The organism is Erwinia sp. MYb375, from assembly GCF_037479175.1.
Lineage (GTDB): Bacteria > Pseudomonadota > Gammaproteobacteria > Enterobacterales > Enterobacteriaceae > Erwinia > Erwinia rhapontici.
This window is the reverse complement of record NZ_JBBGZS010000012.1, coordinates 53,764-70,933: the sequence shown is the minus strand read 5'-3', so window position 1 is coordinate 70,933 and position 17,170 is coordinate 53,764. Positions and strand designations below refer to the sequence as shown.

Sequence of the window (17,170 nt, the reverse complement as noted above, 5' to 3'; positions counted from 1 at the left end):
GTCAGTAAAAACAGCGGCTAATCATAGCTCAGAGTGAGCCGTTTGAGAATGCCGAAGTCGCGGTATGCGCCAGCCTTGCATCGTTAATGGGGATTTTTTCGCAATCCCAGCCATCAACGGCCTGCTGTAATAGTGTTGTTAGCGTTAAATCGCGCCAGCCAGCGGTGACGGTCTGGCCGAGAAAACGCAAGGCGTCAACCAGTGCCGGGCGTGCATCGCCTGCGGGCAATGCCGGGGCATGATTTTGCTTGGACAGTTTATTGCCGTCCTGATTAAGCACCAGCGGCAGATGTAAATGTGCGGGCGCAGTCCAGCCAGACTGTTGATACAACGTTATCTGGCGCACCGTGGGTTCAATCAGGTCTGCCCCGCGCACCACTTCAGTGATGCCCTGGAAATGGTCGTCGACCACCACCGCCAGATTATAGGCAAATAGCCCATCGCGGCGATGAATAATAAAATCTTCACGCGCCAAGGCAGGGTCTGCCTCAACGCGCCCGCGTAGCCGATCGTCAAACGCCAGCACCGGATGGTCGACTTTTAAACGAAGTGCCGCCTGATGCGGGCCATGACCCAGCGTGCGGCAGTGACCGTCATACAGTCCGCCTGTTTGCTGGATCCGGCTGCGGGTACACGTGCAGTAATAGCAGTGACCCTGCCGTTGCAGATCGTGGAGTGCTGCACGGTAAGCGTCATGGCGTTGCGACTGCCACAGCACATCGCCGTCCCATTCCAGCCCGTGATCTTCCAACTGCTTCAGAATACGCGTTGCGGCGCCGGGAATTTCGCGGGGAGGGTCGATATCTTCAATACGGACACGCCAGAGGCCACGTTGTGCACGTGCCTGTAGGTAACTGCCTAAAGCAGCAATCAGTGAGCCGAAATGCAGGTCGCCAGACGGGGAGGGGGCGAAGCGCCCAATATAAGATGATGACATCATGGATAAGAGAGGCAGTGAAGCGGCAGCGGAAACCGCTCCCTGCTTCACTGCACAATCAATGAACCGTTAACCGGCCATTTGTTTTTCGCGGATTTCCGCCAGCGTTTTGCAGTCAATGCAAAGATCAGCCGTTGGACGTGCTTCAAGGCGACGAATACCGATTTCAACACCACAGGAATCACAGTAGCCAAAATCGTCATCCAGCACTTTCTTCAGCGTCTTCTCGATCTTTTTGATCAGCTTGCGCTCACGGTCACGGTTACGCAGTTCAAGACTAAACTCTTCTTCCTGAGTTGCGCGGTCAGCGGGGTCCGGGAAGTTAGCGGCTTCATCTTGCATATGCGAAACAGTGCGGTCCACTTCATCCCGAAGCTGGTTACGCCAGGCTTCAAGAATTTTCTTGAAGTGCTCCAGCTGGGCTTTGTTCATATACTCTTCGCCCGGCTTCTCCTGGTATGGTTCCACACCAGCAATGGCGAGAATACTCAGGGACGATGTTTTACGGTTTTGCCCTTCTTGCATGTTGTTTCTCCTGGATAACACGCACTACTACACCCTTTGTCTTTAAGCTGCAGGTGCGTTGATAGCGACCCTGCAACCCGAATCTTCGGGTATCGATCCCATTAAGGGGAAAAAACAGGCCGCTATAAATAACAGAAGCGGTCAAGGTTAGCAATTATTCCTGAACATCTATTGACAAGCATGTGAGGAAAAGCGTATTTAGCGCGTCTCATCTTCCACTCTCAATTCACAGCGATGTGGGCTTCTTCTTTTCCCCCCTGCACTTAACATGATGTAAGCATTGGGAGATTCTTTCGGTTGCCCTTTTTCTGCCGTTTGAAATCGGTTGGAAATGCAGATTTGCCGTATCAAAACAAATTGCGCTAAATTTTACAACTCCACCGTCAGGGGGCTGTGCAGGTTGATCCCTTCAGGTGATAACTGCGCCTTATAACAGAGCAGTTCAACGCCACTCTGTTGTGCCTGTGCCAATAGTTCCGCGTAGCGTACATCGATATGACGCGCCGGGGAAACGTCCTCAATCCCCGAATGCAGAACGGCGAAGAACAGTACCGCACGATGGCCCGATTGCGCGATCTGCATGAGTTCGCGCAAATGCTTCTGGCCACGCTCGGTCACCGCATCCGGAAAATACCCTTTACCCTGCTGTAATAGCGTCACGGATTTGACTTCAATATAGCAGTTACTGCGATTATCCGCCTGTAACAGGAAGTCAATCCGGCTGTTTTCGCTGCCGTATTTCACTTCAGGTACGATTTTATCGTAACCGGATAACTCTGGAATACGATCGGCGGCGAGGGCTTCACGTACCAGTCCATTAGCGCGCAGGGTATTCACACAAATCCAGTGCCCCTGCTGCGTCTGCGTCAGCTCCCAGCTGTGCGGATATTTCCGCGTCAGGCTGGCCGATGTCGAGTACCAGACCGTATCGCCCGGCGTGGCACATCCGGTCATCGCACCGGTATTGGCACAATGGATGGTCAGGGCCTCTCCTTCGGGCGTCACAATATCGGCCAGAAAGCGTTTATAACGTTTAACCAGTCGTGCTGACAGCAGTCCGGGCGTAAATTCCATAGGAATTCCTTATCGTAAATTGCCCGGCAGCAGCACGTCAGGCTGCGTAGCGTTGCGCAGAAATGTGACAGGCAGATGAATAGGGTGGATAGTTGCAAACACGCATTGCGTCCTGCGGTCAATCCCTCGCGGGCAATGCTACAATGCCCGCAAAAATTAGACCATGTTGTTCTGGAGCAAAACGTGAGTTCATTACCCGTCAGTGCCGTATTACCTGAGCTGCTGGCCGCCTTGCAGACATCGCAGCAGGTGTTGCTGGCTGCGCCCACCGGGGCCGGGAAATCCACCTGGCTGCCGCTGCAAATCCTGCAACAGGCCGGTTTTGACGGGCGTATTCTGCTGCTTGAACCCCGCAGGCTGGCAGCACGTAATGTGGCGCAACGGCTGGCCGAACTGCTGGGGGAGGAGCCGGGTGCCACCGTGGGTTACCGTATGCGGGGTGAAAGCCGCAGCGGAAAACATACCCGCCTGGAAGTGGTGACGGAGGGGATCCTGACGCGCATGCTGCAACAGGACCCGATGCTGGACGGTGTGTCGCTGGTGATCCTCGATGAGTTCCACGAACGCAGCCTGCAAGGCGATCTGGCACTGGCGTTGCTGCTGGATGTGCAGGGGGGATTACGTGATGACCTGAAAGTACTGATCATGTCAGCGACGCTGGACAACTCACGGCTGCGCGAAAGGTTACCCGAGGCACCGTTGATCAGCTCAGAGGGGCGATCGTTTCCGGTGGAGCGCCGTTATCAGCCTTTGGCGGCCAACCTGCGTTTTGAAGAGGCGGTGGCGCGGCAGGCCAGCCAGTTATTGAATGAAGAGTCGGGTTCGATGCTGCTTTTTTTGCCCGGCGTGGCCGAAATTCAGCGCGTGCAAACGCAACTGGCCGAACGAGTCGCCAGCGACGTTGACCTCTGCCCGCTTTACGGCGCGCTGTCGCTGGCGGAACAGCGCCGGGCGATCCTGCCTTCCCCTGGCGGGCGGCGTAAAGTGGTGCTGGCGACCAATATTGCGGAAACCAGCCTGACGATTGAAGGCATTCGCCTGGTGGTGGACAGCGCTCAGGAACGTAGCGCGCAGTTTGATCTGCGCAGCGGCGTGACCGGCCTGCAAACGCAGCGCGTCAGCCAGGCATCAATGACCCAGCGCGCCGGACGTGCCGGGCGTCTGGAGCCCGGCATCTGTCTGCATCTGATTGCCCGTGAACAGGCGGAGCGTGCCGCTGCCCATAGCGAACCGGAAATCCTCAACAGCGATCTGGCGGCGCTGTGGCTCGATCTGTTGCAGTGGGGCTGCCAGGAGGTCAGCCAGCTGAAGTGGCTGGATGTGCCTCCGGCGGCAGGGATTGCGGCCGCCCGACAGTTACTGCGCCAGCTGGGCGCAACCGATGATGAAGGCCGCCTGACGTCGCGCGGGCGAAAAATGGCGACGCTGGGCAGTGAGCCGCGCTTTGCTGCGCTGCTGATGGCGGCGGGGCAGGAGACGAATGCGGTAGCTACCGCTGCGGAGCTGGTGGCGATGCTGGAGGAGCCGGTGCGCGGCAGCACGGATCTGCGTGACAGTTTTCATCGCCGCCTGCCACAGTGGCAGCGCCGCGCACGTCAGCTTCAGCAACGGTTAAACATCACCGGAGGACGGGCTGACGACGATCTTATTGCCCCGTTGCTGGCGGCGGCGTTTCCAGACCGGATTGCACGGCGGCGGGGTGTGGACGGGCGCTATCAGTTAGCGAACGGCAGCGGTGCTTCGCTCGATCGTGAAGACGGTTTAACCCGCCATGAATGGCTGATCGCCCCGGCCCTGTTGCAGGGAAACAGCCAGCCGGATGCACGTATGCTACAGGCGTTACCGCTGGATATTGAGCGTCTGGTCAGCCAGTGTCCTGAGCTGGTGCAGCAGCAGACTGAGGTTGAATGGGATGAAGAAAAAGGCACCCTGCGTGCCTGGCGGCGCGAGCAGATCGGCCAGCTGGTATTGAAATCCCAGCCGCTGGCAAAACCCGAAGAGGGTGAGCTGCATACCGCGATGCTGCGCTGGGTGCGGGCGAAAGGGCTGTCTGTGCTTAACTGGACCCCGCAGGCAGAACAGCTGCGGTTACGTCTGGTGTGTGCCGCGCAATGGCTGCCCGAAGGGGGCTGGCCCGATGCAGAGGAGCCTGCGTTGCTGGCATCGCTGGAAAAATGGCTGCTGCCGGCGATGAGCGGTGTGCGTGATGGTAAAGGATTGCGACAGCTCGACGTGACCAGCGCGCTAGCGCAGCTGCTGAGCTGGGCGCAGCGCCAGCAGCTGGACGCGGTACTGCCGACTCATTATGTCGTGCCCACCGGTAGCCGATTACCTGTTCACTATCATCAGGATAAGCCCCCGGCGCTGGCGGTGCGTTTGCAGGAGATGTACGGCGAGGCGAAGAACCCAAGCGTGGCGAACGGACGCGTGCCGCTGGTACTGGAGCTGTTATCCCCGGCGCATCGGCCGTTGCAGATCACGCGGGACCTGGCAGCATTCTGGTCGGGTGCCTATCGGGAAGTGCAAAAAGAGATGAAAGGGCGTTATCCAAAGCATTTGTGGCCTGATGATCCCGCCAATACCCTGCCCACCAGCCGGGTGAAACGGTTTTCCCCGTCTGCAACCAAGAAGTAACTTTCCGCTGTCAGTGCGCCTGACGACAATCGCCCCGGCAACGTGCCAGGGCGATAAGCCTTTGCGAAACCCGCGATAATCAGGTTCTGATCCTGAGCCGTGCTTCCAGTTTGTCAGCCACTTTGGTGATCACCCAGGCGATCACCATATAGAACACCACCGCCACCAGGAACGCTTCAAGATAGTAATAGTTCAGTGCCGCCGTCAGCTGTGCCTGCGCAAAGATATCCACTACTTCAATGGCGAAGGCCAGCGAGAGCGCCTTCATGATCACCATAAAGGAGTTTGCCAGATCCGGGATCGCGGCAATGATCGTCTGAGGAAACAGCACGCGCCGGAACAGCTGGCCGTTGGAGTAGCCCAGCGAACGCGCGGCGTCCGACTGCCCGGTATCAAAGGAGTTCAGCGCCCCTTTGATCACTTCGGCCTGGAAGGCGGCCACGCAGGCCGTGAGCGCCACGATAACGATCACCCAGTTCGGCATGGAGTGGCCGTTATAGTCAACACCGACCAGCGATGCGCTGAAATGCAGTGCCGGAGGCAGACCGTAGTAGGCAAGAAAAATCATCACCACCATCGGCACGCCTTTAAACACCACCTTGTAACCGACAACCAGTTGCCGCAGCACCGGGATTTGTCGGTATTCGATCAGGGCAAACAGACCCCCTGCCAGCGTCGAGAAGATAAAAATCGTCACGGCCATCATCAACGTTAATGGCACAGCGTCCATAATGCTTAAAAAATCCGGCAGCAAGACATCTAAATCAAACATGGTTAATCACCTTCTTCAGTCAGATGCTCGCCGTGAGCTTAATTCTGGACGGGGCGGTTTTCGAGGTGTAGCGAGAGAACCGACGCTCGAAGACGCGCACAATCAGCCAGGAAATCAGGCACAGCAGGGAGTAAATCACCCCCAACACCAGATAGGTGCTGAACTGGTACTGGTTGTAATCCCGCTCCATCACCAGGTGCGCGGTCGCCATGATATCGGCAGCCCCGATATACATCACCAGCGCCACATTGTGGATCATGTAGATCACCGCATTGCCGTAACCCGGTAACGCAATGTGCAATGCCTGTGGCCCGGCGACGCGGGTGAGTTTTTGCCAGAAGCTGTAGCCCAGGCTGTCTGCGGCATCATGCTGGCCGCGTTCAACCGCCAGCCAGGCCGGGCGAATCACCTCTGACAGATAGCCGCCGTGATACAGGCTCAGCCCAACCATTGACGCCAGCGTGGGCGTGACGAAATCTTTCATATCAAACAGGGCAACAAAAACAGGCAGGCCGTAGAACGCCACGAACAGCTGCAATACCACCGGCACGCTGCGGGCATAGGAGACGTAAAGGTCGGCCAGTTGGCTGAGCACCAGTATCCTGCGAACCCTGAAGGTTGTGGCAATCAGTGCCAGCACGAAGCCAGCGATGAGCGCTACAAACATAATCGCGAGCGTTAACGGCAAGGCCGAGAGTAGCTCTGGGATCATGACGGTAAGATCCATGGTGAAACACTCCTGCTAATAATGTCGGCATTGACCGTTGACCCGGCAGTGCCGGGCCATCGTCAGAGTTACTTGATGTACTTCACCACGTCTTCGCCGAACCACTTCTGCGACAGTTTGTCGAGAGTGCCATCGGCTTTCAGCGTTTTCAGCACGCCATCAATATCATCTGACAGACGCTGGTTCTCTTCTGAGCGGTGGATCAGCACGTAGGTATTGTTGATTGACACCGGCTCACTCGCTTTGATATCGAGTTTCTGGGTTTCGATAACCGTCTGCTCACCCAGGTTTGAAGGCAGGATCAGGGCATCGTACTTACCACGCTGCACTTCTTTCAGACGGTCCGGGTAAGGAATACCGGCACTGGACGCTGAGATTTTCACCGCATCGTTCGGGTTCTCTTGCTGCCACTGAGTCACAAATTTATAGACGCCACCGCCGGCAGTGACCGGAACAATTTTCTTACCCACCAGATCCTTCATGGTGTTGATGTTGCTGTCCTTGCGGCTGTAGATTTTCATCATGCTGGCCCCCATCGGGGTGGCCGGGATCAGGAACTGCTTGCTGCGTGCCGGAGCGGTGTAGAAACCGCCGGTCGCCATATCGTATTTGCCGGTGGCCAGCCCGGTTTCCTGGGCAATATCCGCGGCCCCTTCCAGCTCGAAGCGATACTGCGGAAGTTTGGCGTTAATCGCTCTCAACAGATCGGGCTCGTAGCCCTGGGGTTCATGGCCGATGGCGCCCCAGGAGAGCGGCTTAGATTCTGCAGCGGTAGCCACTTTAATAACGCGTACAGGCGTCTGTGCAGAGGCGGAACCCATGCCGGATGCCGCGATGGCGACACCGGCAAGTAATGCCAGGGTCAGACGACGGAAAGGGGTAGTGTTTGCAGGCATTGTTATTATCCTTTTAGTTAGTAGAGCGTTGTTTCGGACTGGAGGAACTGCGCGAGTCGTGGATTTTACGGCGTATCAAAAATATCCGTCGGGCTACCTTCCGCCGCGACAACGCCCTGATCCATAAACACGATGCGGTTTGAGACATTTTTAGCAAATTGCATCTCATGGGTGACCAGCAGCGAAGTGATCCCCGATGAAGTCACCTCTTTGATCACTTTCAGTACTTCGCCGACCAGCTCCGGGTCCAGTGAGGAGGTCGGTTCATCGAAGAGGATCACATCCGGCCGCACCGCCAGCGCACGGGCGATGCCGGTACGCTGAAGTTGCCCGCCGGAAAGCTGAGACGGATAGTGGTCGAGCTTGTCAGACAAACCGACGCGCTCCAGTTCTTCAAGGGCAATTTTACGCGCTTCATCAGCAGACTTACGCTGTACGACAATCAGCGGATCCATCACGTTCTGAATAACCGTCATGTTTTTAAACACGTTAAACTGCTGGAATACCATGGCGGTACGCAGACGGATCGCCTGAACGGCGTTTTTGTCGACGGACTGATAATCCATGCGGATTTGATCGAACGTGATGCTGCCGGATGAAGGCTTCGCCAGATAGTTAATACAGCGCAGCAGCGTGGTTTTCCCGGTGCCGCTTGGGCCAATAATCGACAGCACATCACCGCGTTTCACCGAGAGGTTCACGCCTTTCAGAATTTCTGAGCTACCGTAGGCGAGCTTAATATTGTCAAGTTCAAGCATGTTGGTCAGTTTCCTGGCACAGGTGGCGTTAAGGTGCTTCAGTTTCCGCTATCGGCGTGGCCGAGAACGTGCATCAGGCGATTTGCCCAGCCGAAGATGGAGATGGCGTGGATCAGGTCGACGATGTCGACGTCATTCATGCCAACGGATTTCAGCAGGGCGATATCTTCCGCCGTCGCTTCCGAGGGCACGGCCGACAGACGACGGGCAAAGCGGTGGATCGCCGCATCGCGTGGGCCGAGCTGCTCGGGTTTATCGAAATAGAGTGCGCTGACCACGTCGTTGCTTTTGGTCAGGTTGGCATGGCGGCGCGCATGGACCACGGCGCAGAACTTGCAGCCGTTCACCATTGACGCTCCAAGCGCACCCAGTTCGCGGTCGGCATGGGGCAAACCGCCGTCAACATACATAATGGCATTGAACAGCACGGTACGGGCTACGTAGCTCTCGGGGTCGTGCGCCAGCGTGCGCACATATTCCGAGACCTTCTTATTCGATGGCGTGACCTTCATCGCTTCAATCTGCTGTGGCGTGGCTTCAGACAGCTCGACCGGAGCGATATGCGGGTGCCAGGTCAGGGGCTTCAGGGTAACAGATGGGATCATAACAACCTCATCAGGCGCAAACCGCTGGCCACTTTGGTCTGGAAATTCACGAAGGCAATCAGTTCAGATAGCGCGACGATCTGCGGATTGTTGAAGCCCGCCCCGGCCAGCCGGGCGATATCATCGGCTTTGGCTTCACCCGGAGTCAGTGTGATCCGGTCAACATGGCGAGCGAGGGTCGCCAGCGGTTCGTCGCAGACGGATGCTCCACTGGCGAAAGCCAGCAACGTGTCGTCAGGCGTCAACGCCGCCAGCTGTGCGCTGTATTCGGCTATCAGTGCGGTATCCGCATTCAGTGTGACGATGCGCAGGGCCACCGCATGGCGCCAGGCAGCAGACAGGCCCTGATCGTTTTCGGGGTGCAGCACCGAGAGACGGCACAGTTCGGCCCCCTGAACAAATTCCGGGCGAAAACGCCGGGTTGCGTACAGTGCATCCTCGGTGGCAAGGCCTGCCGCCTTGTCGATAGCATCAATCACAATGCGTTATCCTTTTGAAGTTGGGGAGTGGAATCAGTCCATTCATCTCCCTGGAGTTCGGGGATGTCATAAGCCATCAGGCTGGTGAAGTGTGCATCGACATCTTCAGCAAATAATGCAGCGGCAATGCCGCGCACAAGACGTTCTGTCCCGGCGCTGACTGCCGGGATATCACCGGACACCTTCCCGTGCGTCAGCATGGCGGCATCGTTAAAGCAGTGAATATTCGCCAGCATCGGGCAGGCACCCGGTACACGCTCTCGGAATTCAAACGTTGGCCCCAGGTCCGGTGAGGCCAGCATGCCAGGGCGCGGTGCACCCATTTCCGGCGTGTAGCGGCCATCGGACCAGGTGCGGATATGCGGCGCTATGGCAGCAAATTCCGGGCGGCCGTTAAAGTCATTGGAAAAGCCGGTAGCGGCGATCAGAAAATCGTAATGCAGCGGGCCCTGAGTGGTGTCAATGCGTAGCGCGCCCGCGTTTTCTTCAACCGCCCTGATGCCGCAATCGAGCAGGAAGCGGGCATTCGCATGGCAGGAGACGCGCAGGGTGGAGGAGCGCGGCGGCGGTGTCTGGGTGGTGTTGGTGTAGTCGACAAACTTCCATTTCCACGCGTCAGGCAGCAGATGCATACCGTGCACCACGCCCTGGCTGCCGATGCCGGTCATTTTGTTGATGCGTGGCATTTCTTTGCGGCGGATCAGCAGGTCAACGGAGCCGACACCGGACTCCAGTGCCGCAGCGGCATTGTCCATCGATGATGCACCCGCCCCGATCACCGCCAGGCGCTTGCCCTTCAGTGCAGCGAAATCGATATCATCGGCAGAGTGTGCCCAGAGGGCGTGGTCAACGCCTTGCAGGAAATCAGGAACGGCAAAGCCGCCCAGCCCTGAACGTCCCGTTGCCAGCACCAGATGCCGGGTATAGACCCGTCCCGTTTCTGCGCCCTCAAGATCGATAGCGATCAGATCGTCCGCTGGAGTGATGCTGGTCATGCGCACATTGTTACGCACGGGCAGCGCCAGCACCTGGCGATACCAGACCAGATAATCCATCCACTGACCTTTGGGAATTTTATCCAGCGCTTCCCAGGCCTCTGCTCCCCACTGTGCCGTGAACCAGGCACGGAAGGTCAGTTGCGGCAGGCCGAGTGCCGGGCCGTGCAGCGTTTTGGGGGATCGCAGTGTTTCCATACGGGCAAAAGTCACCCACGGTCCTTCCAGGCCGGCAGGCGCGGCATCATAGGCAACGACATTGGTGATCCCGCTCAGGATCAGCTTTGCCGTGGTGGCCAGGCCGCACATACCGCCACCAATCACCACCACGTCACGCACAGCGGTACCATGGTAAACACGTGCGGGAACCCAGGGCCTGGCGGGCAGTTCCAGCAAAGACAAATCCTCAGCCAGGCGTTGCTGCAACGCGTCTAAACCGGTTTTGTTTGCACCCTTTGCTGACATGATTAAGCCCCTTTTCGTCATCTCAATGCATATAATGAATTATATGAAAAACGCATTATGAATTAGCATGTATGCGTATTCTTAATACTAATTAATAATTAGCTTATTCAAAAATTGCACTTGATAATTATGGCTGTTGAAAAATAAAGGATTCCCGTATGCAGAACCTGGCTTCACTTAACGATCTTGACCTTCGCCAGTTACAGGCTTTCTCGGCGGTCATCTCGTCCGGCAGTGTGACGGCAGCGGCTAAAGTTCTGCAACGTTCGCAGCCGGCGGTGACCCGGCTGATCCAGGATCTGGAGAACACCCTCGGTTATCCGCTTTTTTTGCGTAACGGGCCACGTATCTACCCGACCGAGCAGGCACTGCGTCTGCATGAGTACGTTGAGACGGCGTTGACGTCACTGCAACAGATACGCCTGCGCGCCAATGAGATCTGGAAAGAGGAAAAAACCCCGCTGCTGATTGCCGCTACGCCATCAATGTCCTCCGGCCTGCTGCCCGTGGCACTGGCGCAGGTGAATCTGGATGATTCGGTGCAAATCCTGAGTGATTCCGCTGAACAAACGGCGCACGCCATTATTACCGGCCAGGCGGAGTTGGGGATCAGCAGCCTGCCGCTGGAGCATCAGGGGGCGCAGGTTCACTGGATTGGTCAGTCGCGCTGCGTCATGGCGCTGAGAGAAGATGACCCGTTGGCACAGAAAGAGCAGGTGCTGTTAACCGACTTAACGTCACGCAAGCTGATCACACCTTACAACCCGTATCGTCTGCGCAGGCGCTATGAGCAGGTCTTGCGTAAAGCAAAGGTCAAACCGGCGGGTGTGATTGAAACGAACTCATCGGTGAATATTCTCTCCTGCATTCGCTCGGGATTAGGTGTGGCGATTATGGAGCCCGTCACCGCTTACGGTTTGCCCGTGGCAGGCGTAGTGATCAGAGAGCTGGATGTGGATATTCCTTATTACTTTGGTGTCACCACTCCGCAATCCAGGCCACCGCGCCCCAGCGTTCTGGCCTTGATCGATGCTTTGAAACAGGCGGCTGCCAGCCTGCTCCCGGAGTTTATCTGCCTAGATGCGAATGAACATGCGCGCGTGATGCAGTCCCTGCATCAGGAGAATTAAGGTTTTTTGTTGCAAAGGCACAATAGATGCTCACCAGTAATAAATGGTATTCTGTCGCGCTTGTGTGACTGCCAGAGGCTTTCAGAAGGTTCTGGTTCCGCAACTGTCGTCATACGACGAAAGTAGTCGGCCCGGCCGACGCCTGCTTCTGGAGAAATAAACAAGATGTCTGACGATCGCGAACCTATCGGGCGTAAAGGAAAACAGCCCCAGCCTGCGCGCAACAAAGCGGGGCGTGGTCGCCGCAGGGAAGAAGAATATGATGACTATGACGATCAGGATGATGAAGATCTGGATGAGGAAGAGGTAACTTCGATGCCACGTAAAGGAAAAGGGCGCGGGACGCGTAAGAAAAGAGGCTGGATAGGCTTATTGTTTAAGCTTTTCCTGATCTTCGCGGTGGTCATGGCCATTTATGGTTTCTACCTCGATTCACAGATCCGCAGCCGTATTGATGGCAAAGTCTGGCAGCTACCGGCCACGGTGTATGGCCGCATGGTCAGCCTTGAGCCAGGCATGTCGTACAGTAAAAAAGAGATGATCACGCTGCTGGAAGGCACACAGTATCGCGAAGTGACGCGCATGACGCGCCCCGGCGAATTTACCGTGCAGGCCAACAGCATTGAGATGATCCGTCGCCCGTTTGATTTCCCCGACAGCAAAGAGGGGCAGATCCGCGCACGTCTGAGCTTCAGTGGCGATCGGCTGAGCGATATTAAGAACCTCGACAATGGACGCAGCTTTGGCTTCTTCCGCCTCGACCCGCGTCTGATCACCATGTTGCAGTCGCCCAACGGCGAACAGCGCCTGTTTGTGCCACGCGCCGGTTTCCCGGACCTGTTGGTGGATACGCTGGTGGCGACCGAAGACCGTCATTTCTATCAGCATGATGGCATCAGCCTTTATTCGATTGGCCGTGCTTTCGTCGCCAATATCACTGCCGGACGCGCTGTGCAGGGCGGAAGTACGCTGACCCAGCAGCTGGTGAAGAACCTGTTCCTCACCAACGAACGCTCGCTGTGGCGTAAAGCCAACGAAGCCTATATGGCGCTGATTATGGATGCGCGCTACAGCAAAGACCGCATTCTGGAGCTGTACCTCAATGAGGTGTATCTCGGCCAGGCAGGCAGCGATCAGATCCGTGGCTTCCCGCTGGCAAGCCTGTATTACTTTGGCCGTCCGGTGGATGAGCTGAGCCTTGACCAGCAGGCCCTGCTGGTGGGTATGGTGAAAGGTGCGTCGTTGTATAACCCGTGGCGTAACCCGAAACTGTCACTGGAGCGTCGTAACCTGGTATTGCGCCTGTTACAGCAGCAGAAGGTGATCGACCAGGAGCTGTACGACATGCTGAGTGCGCGTCCGCTGGGCGTGCAGCCGAAAGGCGGCGTGATCACCCCACAGCCTGCGTTTATGCAGATGGTGCGTAACGAGTTGCAGAGCAAACTCGGCGACAAGATGAAGGATCTCTCCGGGGTGAAAATTTTCACCACGCTGGATTCGGTGTCGCAGGATGCTGCTGAGAAGTCAGTAGAAGAGGGGATCCCGGCGCTGCGTAAACAGCGTGGGGTCAACGATCTGGAAGCGGCGATGGTGGTCGTGGACCGTTTCAGCGGTGAAGTTCGCGCCATGGTCGGTGGTGCCGATCCGCAGTTTGCAGGCTACAACCGTGCCTTGCAGGCGCGTCGTTCGATTGGTTCACTGGCAAAACCGGCGACCTATCTGACCGCGCTGAGCCAGCCGGATACTTACCGTCTGAATACCTGGCTCGCGGATAATCCGATTGCGCTGAAACAGCCTAACGGCCAGGTGTGGAAACCGCAGAACGACGACCGTCGTTACAGCGGCCAGGTGATGTTGGTGGATGCGTTGACCAACTCCATGAACGTGCCGACGGTGAACCTGGGGATGACGCTGGGTCTGCCGCAGGTGGTGGATACCTGGACCAAGCTGGGTGTACCGAAAGATCAGCTGAATCCGGTGCCGGCGATGTTACTGGGTGCACTGAACCTGACACCGATTGAAGTGGCACAGGCTTTCCAGACTATCGCCAGCGGCGGCAGCCGTGCGCCGCTGTCGGCCGTGCGTTCCGTGATTGCTGAAGATGGTAGCGTGCTGTATCAGAGCTTCCCGCAGGCCGAACGTGCCGTTCCGGCGCAGGGGGCTTACCTGACGCTCTACAGCATGCAGCAGGTGGTGGATCACGGTACGGCGCGTGCGCTTGGGGCTAAGTATCCGAAAGCGACGCTGGCAGGCAAAACCGGCACCACCAACAATCAGGTAGATACCTGGTTTGCCGGGATTGATGGCAAAGAAGTCGCCATCACCTGGGTGGGTCGTGATAACAACCAGCCGACCAAACTGTATGGTTCCAGCGGGGCGATGCAACTGTATCGTCGTTATCTGGAAATGCAGGCGCCGATGCCGTTAACTCTCACGCCACCGGAAGATATTGCACTGATGAACGTGGATTCTGCCGGTAACTTTGTCTGCGGCAGTGCCAGCAGCAGCTGGCGTAGCCTGCCGGTCTGGACCACGGATGCTAACGCCCTGTGCCAGCAGCAACAGCAGCAGGTTCAGCAGCAGCAACAGATGTTGCAGCAGCAGAATCAACAGCAGAATCAGCAACAGAATCAGCAACAAGGGCAGCAACCGCAGAATCAGCAAAAGGATGGCGATGGTGTGGCTGGTTGGATCAAAGATATGTTTGGTCAGTAGCCTTCACTGTTATCTGAATGAAAAAGCCGGGAAACCGGCTTTTTTTTTGGCTTTTTTCCGCGCCAGGTCAATGCCCATGCCGCTTGTGTGGCAGATCATGTGGGGCGTTTTTCCTTGCAGAACTGACTTTGTTTCGCATATTATCCGAGCGTTATAATAATAATTATCGTTTCGTTTCACATTCAACAATCCTTGTTCAGAGAAAAGCTAAATGGCCAATGTGCGCGATTTATCCACTGATTTTACACACCTGAAAACAGCAAAACGACAACTGGCAGCGCTGGTCGCTCTCTCACTCACCAGTGGTGCAGCCTTTGCTGCCGCTGAGCAGACGATTAATGTCACGGCGGATGCTGGCAGTGCGCCGCAGGAAAGTGCCTGGGGCCCGGCCCCGACCATTGCGGCAAAACACAGCGCCACCGGCACCAAAACCGATACACCGATTGAGAAAAACCCGCAGTCTGTGTCTGTTATCACCAGCCAGGAAATGCAAACACATCAGCCTTTGTCAGTAAAAGAAGCGCTGGGTTATACCACCGGAGTGATGGTAGGTAACCGCGGTGCGTCAAACGTGATTGATGCATTATCCATTCGTGGTTTTAGTGAAACGAATACCAATCAGTATCTCAATGGCCTGAAATTACAGGGTGATAACTACTCCGAATTTGCTGTTGACCCTTATTTCCTGGAACGCGTTGAACTGATGCGCGGGCCAACGTCTGTGCTGTATGGAAAAAGTAACCCGGGTGGCATTGTATCGATGGTGAGCAAGCGCCCAACCACCGAAACTCTGCGTGAAGTCCAGTTCCAGATGGGGACCGATAACCTGTTTTCTACCGGCTTTGATTTCGGAGGCGCTCTGGATGACAACGGCGAGTTCTCTTACCGCTTAACGGGTCTGGCACGCAGCGCAGATGCGCAGCAGCAGATGAATAAAGAGAAGCGTTATACCATCGCGCCATCTTTCAGCTGGCAACCGGATGAGAATACCCATTTCACCTTCCTGAGCTACTTCCAGAATGAACCGGAAACCGGTTATTACGGCTGGTTGCCGCGTGAAGGCACGGTCGTGCCCATTACGGATGCCAACGGCAATCAGCACAAGCTACCAACCGATTTTGATGAGGGTGAAGACAGCAATAAAATCTCCCGCAACACCAAAATGATCGGTTACAGCTTCGATCATGCGTTCAATGATACCTGGACCGTACGTCAGAACCTGCGTTACGCGCAGATGCGTACCAATTACCTGAGCATCTACGGCAACGGCCTGAATACCGCCAACAACACCATTAATCGTGGATACGCGCATTCACAGGAAAAGCTGAATCAGTTTGCGGTTGATACCCAGGCTCAGGCGAAGTTTGCTACTGGTCAGGTGGATCACACTCTGCTGATGGGCGTAGATTATCAGCGCTCACGCAATGATATAGATGCGATTTTTGGCGCCGCCGCCCCGCTGGATGCGTTGAATCCACAATATGGAAACGATGAAATGATTCAGGGATCAGGATTCCCGTATCAATATCTGAATAAGCAGGAACAAACCGGTCTGTATGCGCAGGACCAAATGGAGTGGGATCGTTGGGTGCTGACGCTGGGCGGACGCTATGACTACCTGACCATGTCGGCGTTTGACCGTAATGCCAGTTAAAACAAACCCCACGACCAGGCCTTTACCTGGCGCGGCGGGGTGAACTATGTCTTCGATAACGGTATTGCACCTTACTTCAGTTACAGCGAATCATTTATTCCTAATACTGGCACAACTCTCGGTGGGGAAACCTTCACACCTTCTCGTGCAAAACAGTATGAAGCAGGCGTGAAATACGTTCCGAAAGATCGTCCTATTGTTCTGACCGGGGCGATTTACCAGTTGACCAAAAATAACAACCTGATGGGTGACCCGACTGCGCCACTGTTTAGCGTACAGGGCGGGGAGATTCGTTCCCGTGGGTTCGAGTTTGAAGCCAAAGCCGCAGTCAATGCCAACATCAACGTGACTGCGTCATACAGTTATACCGATGCTGAATATACAGAAGACAATTACCTGCGTGGAAAAACGCCAGTACAGGTGCCTAAACATATGGCATCACTGTGGGGCGACTACACATTCAATGAAAGTGCCTTATCCGGCCTGACGCTGGGCACGGGCTTGCGTTACGTGGGTGAGAGTAAAGGTCTGTACCGTCCTCAGGCGAGTAATGGCGATAATCAGGATCAGAATTTTGATGTGGCCGGTTATACGTTGGTTGATGCCGTCGTGAAGTACGACCTGGCTCGTTTTGGACTTCCAGGATCATCGGTCGGTATTAACGTTAACAACCTGTTTGACCGTGAGTATGTTGCCAGCTGTTATCGTGAGCATGCCTGCTACTGGGGCGCAGAGCGTCAGATTGTCGGTACTGCCACCTTCCGTTTCTAAATGTCTATCCGGGCGCGGTTCGCCGCGCTCGCC

Annotated in this window: 13 protein-coding genes and 1 pseudogene; 4 read left to right on the top strand and 10 right to left on the bottom strand. The window is 56.1% G+C overall.

What is annotated here, in order from left to right:
• Positions 1-28: 28 nt before the first annotated feature.
• The 3 genes from gluQRS to sfsA all read right to left on the bottom strand — a co-directional run bounded on the left by gluQRS (position 29) and on the right by sfsA (position 2,536).
• Positions 29-937, bottom strand: coding sequence for a tRNA glutamyl-Q(34) synthetase GluQRS (gene gluQRS, locus WH279_RS05690; protein WP_339455321.1), 909 nt, complete (start codon positions 935-937; stop codon positions 29-31).
• A gap of 69 nt (positions 938-1,006) precedes the next feature.
• Positions 1,007-1,462, bottom strand: a complete 456-nt coding sequence (dksA, locus tag WH279_RS05685) for an RNA polymerase-binding protein DksA (RefSeq protein WP_133842225.1) — start codon at positions 1,460-1,462, stop codon at positions 1,007-1,009.
• A 369-nt stretch (positions 1,463-1,831) separates the two neighbouring features.
• Entirely contained in the window at positions 1,832-2,536 is a 705-nt protein-coding gene (gene sfsA, locus WH279_RS05680) for a DNA/RNA nuclease SfsA (RefSeq protein ID WP_339455264.1), read from the bottom strand.
• A gap of 183 nt (positions 2,537-2,719) precedes the next feature.
• Here sfsA and hrpB point away from each other — a divergent pair, with 183 nt between their 5' ends.
• Entirely contained in the window at positions 2,720-5,170 is a 2,451-nt protein-coding gene (gene hrpB / locus WH279_RS05675) for an ATP-dependent helicase HrpB (protein WP_339455263.1), read from the top strand.
• A 79-nt stretch (positions 5,171-5,249) separates the two neighbouring features.
• Here the strand turns inward: hrpB and WH279_RS05670 are convergent, their stop codons facing one another.
• From WH279_RS05670 to WH279_RS05640, 7 genes are all read right to left on the bottom strand, one after another.
• Complete coding sequence (locus WH279_RS05670) at positions 5,250-5,942, bottom strand: amino acid ABC transporter permease (protein WP_339455262.1); 693 nt, start codon at positions 5,940-5,942, stop codon at positions 5,250-5,252.
• A gap of 19 nt (positions 5,943-5,961) precedes the next feature.
• Positions 5,962-6,669: an amino acid ABC transporter permease gene (locus tag WH279_RS05665; RefSeq protein ID WP_339455261.1), complete on the bottom strand. Its 708-nt coding sequence runs from the start codon at positions 6,667-6,669 to the stop codon at positions 5,962-5,964.
• A 68-nt stretch (positions 6,670-6,737) separates the two neighbouring features.
• Positions 6,738-7,565 carry a transporter substrate-binding domain-containing protein gene (locus WH279_RS05660; protein ID WP_133842220.1) on the bottom strand — a complete coding sequence of 276 codons (828 nt, stop codon included), beginning with the start codon at positions 7,563-7,565 and terminating at the stop codon, positions 6,738-6,740.
• A gap of 65 nt (positions 7,566-7,630) precedes the next feature.
• Positions 7,631-8,323, bottom strand: coding sequence for an amino acid ABC transporter ATP-binding protein (locus WH279_RS05655; protein WP_339455260.1), 693 nt, complete (start codon positions 8,321-8,323; stop codon positions 7,631-7,633).
• A 38-nt stretch (positions 8,324-8,361) separates the two neighbouring features.
• The gene (locus WH279_RS05650) at positions 8,362-8,928 is read right to left on the bottom strand and encodes a peroxidase-related enzyme (protein ID WP_133842218.1); all 567 of its coding nucleotides are present in this window, start codon (positions 8,926-8,928) and stop codon (positions 8,362-8,364) included.
• Positions 8,925-9,407 carry a CMD domain-containing protein gene (locus WH279_RS05645; RefSeq protein ID WP_339455259.1) on the bottom strand — a complete coding sequence of 161 codons (483 nt, stop codon included), beginning with the start codon at positions 9,405-9,407 and terminating at the stop codon, positions 8,925-8,927. The genes WH279_RS05650 and WH279_RS05645 overlap by 4 nt, the downstream gene beginning before the upstream one ends.
• Positions 9,404-10,867: an NAD(P)/FAD-dependent oxidoreductase gene (locus WH279_RS05640; protein ID WP_339455258.1), complete on the bottom strand. Its 1,464-nt coding sequence runs from the start codon at positions 10,865-10,867 to the stop codon at positions 9,404-9,406. The genes WH279_RS05645 and WH279_RS05640 overlap by 4 nt, the downstream gene beginning before the upstream one ends.
• 167 nt (positions 10,868-11,034) lie before the next feature.
• Here WH279_RS05640 and WH279_RS05635 point away from each other — a divergent pair, with 167 nt between their 5' ends.
• From WH279_RS05635 to fhuA, 3 genes and pseudogenes are all read left to right on the top strand, one after another.
• A complete protein-coding gene (locus WH279_RS05635) occupies positions 11,035-11,997 on the top strand; it encodes a LysR family transcriptional regulator (protein WP_227536413.1) in 963 nt (320 codons plus the stop codon).
• A 165-nt stretch (positions 11,998-12,162) separates the two neighbouring features.
• On the top strand, positions 12,163-14,712 hold the full coding sequence (gene mrcB / locus WH279_RS05630; RefSeq protein WP_200643780.1) for a bifunctional glycosyl transferase/transpeptidase: 2,550 nt from the start codon (positions 12,163-12,165) through the stop codon (positions 14,710-14,712).
• A gap of 211 nt (positions 14,713-14,923) precedes the next feature.
• Positions 14,924-17,137, top strand: a pseudogene (gene fhuA, locus WH279_RS05625) (ferrichrome porin FhuA).
• The last annotated feature ends 33 nt before the right edge of the window (positions 17,138-17,170 follow it).